Here is a 237-nt window from a genome sequence, read left to right as displayed (position 1 = left end):
CGCTACATCCTCGGCGACCTCGCGGAGGTCTACGGCCCGCACGCGCTCTCAGCCGATGAGACGGAACGCGCGATTCCGGTGCGCGCGATGGTGCAGACGCAGTGGCAGCGTCTTTCCGCGCGCTCGCGCGAAATTCTGGGCGCGTTCAGCGATGGCGTCAACGCCGCGATGGAGCGCGAGCCGCTGCCGGTGGAGTTTCGCATCCTCAACTACAAGCCGGCGCCGTGGACGCCGCAG

General features: G+C 68.8%; 1 protein-coding gene. It reads left to right on the top strand.

Annotated features, from left to right (window positions below; translation table 11 throughout):
* On the top strand, positions 1-237 hold a 237-nt coding region (locus tag RAD10_RS42500; protein WP_461622091.1), incomplete at both ends, for a penicillin acylase family protein.

Source organism: Bradyrhizobium sp. 23AC (assembly GCF_054863025.1).
This window is presented reverse-complemented; position numbering and strand designations above follow the sequence as displayed.